The following is a 3,901-nucleotide window of genomic DNA, read 5'->3' on the forward strand; positions in this document are numbered from 1 at the left end:
CCAACAGCAACCAAATCTACCATCAACGCCCGGTCTGGCAACACGGCCCTGCCAGCCGGAAGCTCCGTACCAGTTTCATCCGCGCGGGTCGGGCGAAGCCCGGTGCTTAACTCGCAATGACGCGGGTGAGAACGCACGGCTCCCTCGCCGTCATTGCGAGCGCCAGCGAAGCAATCCACCTCGCCCCGGGCACAAAGCGGGTAGCTTGGTCGAGCCGCTATCCCTCGCGCTCGCCGGCCCCGATACGAGTGAGATAATCCTGCTTGCTATACTGCATGTGGTCGACGCAGAGCTGGGCGAACGCCCAGCTGTCGCGCCCCCTGAGCAGTTCGATCATGAATTCGTGCTGGCGGCGCGACAGCGCCAGGCCTTCCCTGTCGGCGAGATTTTTCGCCCGCATCGGCAAGGTCAGGTTCATGTAGTCCTGCAGCGAGCGCACCAGATAGGGATTGCCGCTAGCCGAGAACAGCGCGACATGAAAGGCGTCGTTGGCCTCATGGATGCCGCGCAGATCCTGCGCGTCGGCCATGGTGCAGTATCGGCGTTGCAGCTCGCTGAGGTGTTCGATCAGCGCCGCCGGCGCTGGCAGCGCGATCATCAAGGCCGCCTGCCGCGTCAGCATTTCCCGCACCTGGTAGATCTGCCGTACTTCCTCGCCGGAATAGAACCGCACGGTGGCGCCGATGTTCTTTTCGCGCAGCACGATCCCCTGGCGTTCGAGCTGGAACAGCCCCTGGCGCACGAAATGCCGGCTGGCGCCGTAGCGCGACATCAGCGTGTCCTCGACCAGCCGCGACCCCGGCGCGAAGCGGCCGAAGATGATGTCCTCCTCGAGCCTGTGGATCACCTCGGCCTGTTCCTGCTCGCGGGTGAGGGAGGTGGCTCGCATGGTAGAGGCCTGCGGGTTCATCGCGCGGCCTCCCAGCCGGAAAGCCGATAGCAATCCTCGACCAGCCGCAAGGTTTCGAGATTGTCCTCCGGGGCGGTTTCGAACGGGGTATTCTCTCGCAACGATCGCACGAAGTGCGCGATGGTCCGGTTATAGGCGCCCTGATATTCGGCGGCCAGATCGTAATAGCGTTCCTCGCGATAGGCCCCTGCGCATGTCAAAAGCGGCCCATCGAGCCGGATCGCGCCGGTGTCGCCGAGAATGTCCAGCCGATCGACCTGCGCCGGCGGATATCCGTGCGCGGCGAAGCTTGCGAATACGCTGACGGCGGCGCCATTGTCGGCCTTCATCTGGATGACAGCGCCGTCCTCGCCCGCCATGTCGGAAAAACTGCGGCTCAGGCCGGCCGCGGTGACCTGCAGCGGTCCGAGCAGCATGCGCAACGTATCGAGGTGATGGATCAGCACCTCGGCGACCAGCATGCGCTTTTCCCCGCGCATAAAAGGCTGGCGCTCCAGCGCCGGGCGCAATCCGTTGGGTCCAGGCAGCACGCCTGAGGTGAGCAAGGTGAGCCGGGCCTGCTTGACCTCACCGATGCGGCCCGCGCGCAGCCACGAGGCGGCATCGCGATAATATCCGCGGAACCGCCAGTTCTCATGCACCATCAGCCGGGTTTTATCCCTGACCTCGGCGGCGAGTTCGATCGCCTGCTGCAGGTCGGGTGCAAGCGGTTTCTGGCACAGCACCGGCAGACGCCGTTGCGCCGCGAGCCGGACCAGCGGCGCATGAAACTGGCGCGGCGCGGCGATGTCGACGGCGTCGAGTTCGGTTGCCGCCAGCATCGCTTCGGCATCGGCGTGAACTTGCGCGATCCCGAATTCGGACGCGCGCCGCTCGGCGTTTTCCGGCGAGGGATCGGCGACGGCAACGACACCTGCCTGATCGGCGAGCTCAGCCCAGGCGATCAGATGATGCCGGCTCACCATGCCGGCACCGATCAGGCCGATGCGCAACGGCAGGTTCATGGGATGCGGCTTCCGGTCATGACCTGAAATCAGCACGCGCGAAATTTATTGTCAATAATGCTGCTGATTGGCGGGATTCTGCGGCTCGTTTCGGGCCAAATATCAAATATTGACAATAATCCTGCGGACTTCATAACTAAAGCTGCGGGAGGACAGGAAACGCGCACCATGGCCGATGGGCTTCGCAAGGGACTGACGAGTTACGGCGACGCCGGGTTTTCGCTGTTCCTGCGCAAGGCCTTCATCAAGGCGATGGGTTATTCCGACGATGCGCTCGATCGCCCCATCGTCGGCATCACCAACACCCACAGCGACTACAACCCGTGCCACGGCAACGTGCCCCAGATCATCGAAGCGGTGAAACGCGGCGCGATGCTGGCCGGCGCCATGCCGATGGTGTTCCCGACCATCTCGATCGCCGAAAGTTTTGCATTCCCGACCTCGATGTATCTGCGCAACCTGATGGCGATGGATACCGAGGAGATGATCCGCGCCCAGCCGATGGACGCAGTCGTCGTGATTGGCGGCTGCGACAAGACCTTGCCGGCACAGATCATGGCGGCGGTCTCGGCCGATCTTCCGACCGTAGTGATCCCGGTGGGGCCGATGGTGGTCGGGCATCACAAGGGCGAGGTGCTTGGCGCCTGCACCGACTGTCGCCGGCTGTGGGCCAAATTCCGCGCCGGCGAGATCGACGAGGCGGAAATCGATGCCGTCAACGGCCGGCTCGCGCCATCGGTCGGGACCTGCATGGTGATGGGCACCGCCTCCACCATGGCCTGCATCACCGAGGCGCTGGGCCTGTCGCTGCCGATGAGCGCGACGATTCCGGCGCCGCATGCCGAGCGCTTTCGCTGCGCCGAATCAAGCGGCAGGGTCGCCGCTGCGATGGCGATGGCAAAAGGGCCGCGCCCGAGCCAATTGCTGACCAAGGCATCATTCCGAAATGCGCAGGTGGTGCTGCAGGCGATCGGCGGATCGACCAATGGCCTCATTCATCTCACCGCGATCGCCAACCGCACCGCGCATCGCATCGATCTCGCAGCCTTTGACAGGCTCGGCCGCGAGGTCCCGGTGCTGATCGACCTGAAACCCTCGGGCGAGCATTACATGGAGCATTTCCATCATGCCGGGGGGGTACCGAAGTTGATGGCGCAACTCGGCGACCTGATCGATCTCGATGCCAGGACCATCACCGGCGCGAGCCTGCGTGAGGTCGTGGCCGGCGCCGAGGAGGTGCCGGGACAGGAGGTCATCCGCGCGCGAAAGACACCGATCAAGCCGGAGGGCGCGATGGCGGTGCTGCACGGCAATCTCGCGCCGCGCGGCGCCGTGATCAAGCATTCGGCGGCAAGTGCAAAACTGCTGCAGCATACCGGCCGCGCCGTGGTGTTCGACAGCGTGGAAGACATGACGCTGCGGGGCGATAGCCCCGATCTGGATGTCAACGCCGACGACGTGCTGGTGCTGCGCAATGCCGGCCCCAAGGGCGCGCCGGGGATGCCGGAGGCCGGCTATCTGCCGATCCCGCGGAAGCTATTGCGGGCCGGCGTCAAGGACATGGTGCGGATCTCGGATGCCCGGATGAGCGGCACCGCGTTCGGCACCATCGTGCTGCACATCACGCCGGAATCCGCCATCGGCGGTCCGCTGGCGCTGGTCAAGAACGGCGATCTGATCCGGCTCGACGTTGCCAAACGCAGCCTCGACCTTCTGGTCGACAGTGCCGAACTCGAGAAGCGCCGCGCGGCGCTGCCTCCCGTCGCGACGCCGGATTGGGCGAGGCGGGGCTACGCCCATCTGTTCAACGCAACCATCCTGCAGGCCGACGAAGGCTGCGATTTCGATTTCATGCGGGCTGAGGGCAAGGGGTAATCATACGCGACGCCGCTCACCCGTCATTGCGAGGAGTGTCAGCGACGAAGCAATCCATCGCGCGGCAAGCTGGATTGCTTCGTCGCAAAGGCTCCTCGCAAAGACGGGAGCC

General features: G+C 64.7%; 3 protein-coding genes. 1 reads left to right on the forward strand and 2 read right to left on the reverse strand.

The genetic code is table 11. The features are described from left to right. Nucleotides 1–217: 217 nt before the first annotated feature. Both ABSG20_RS31595 and ABSG20_RS31600 read right to left on the reverse strand, forming a co-directional pair. On the reverse strand, nt 218–889 hold the full coding sequence (locus ABSG20_RS31595; protein WP_423868375.1) for a GntR family transcriptional regulator: 672 nt from the start codon (nt 887–889) through the stop codon (nt 218–220). A 17-nt stretch (nt 890–906) separates the two neighbouring features. After that, nucleotides 907–1,914: a Gfo/Idh/MocA family protein gene (locus tag ABSG20_RS31600; RefSeq protein ID WP_423868373.1), complete on the reverse strand. Its 1,008-nt coding sequence runs from the start codon at nt 1,912–1,914 to the stop codon at nt 907–909. Between the two features lie 168 nt (nt 1,915–2,082). Between ABSG20_RS31600 and ABSG20_RS31605 the strand changes: the two genes are divergently transcribed. Continuing rightward, the gene (locus ABSG20_RS31605; RefSeq protein ID WP_423868374.1) at nt 2,083–3,789 is read left to right on the forward strand and encodes an IlvD/Edd family dehydratase; all 1,707 of its coding nucleotides are present in this window, start codon (nt 2,083–2,085) and stop codon (nt 3,787–3,789) included. Nucleotides 3,790–3,901 lie beyond the last annotated feature (112 nt).

The sequence above is a fragment of the Bradyrhizobium sp. genome (assembly GCF_049512235.1).
GTDB lineage: Bacteria > Pseudomonadota > Alphaproteobacteria > Rhizobiales > Xanthobacteraceae > Bradyrhizobium.

Bases quoted from the DNA above. Each gene is read 5' to 3' on its own strand.
- ABSG20_RS31595 (WP_423868375.1), bottom strand. From the start codon at position 889: ATGCGAGCCACCTCCCTCACCCGCGAGCAGGAACAGGCCGAGGTGATC.
- ABSG20_RS31600 (WP_423868373.1), bottom strand. From the start codon at position 1,914: ATGAACCTGCCGTTGCGCATCGGCCTGATCGGTGCCGGCATGGTGAGC.
- ABSG20_RS31605 (WP_423868374.1), top strand. From the start codon at position 2,083: ATGGCCGATGGGCTTCGCAAGGGACTGACGAGTTACGGCGACGCCGGG.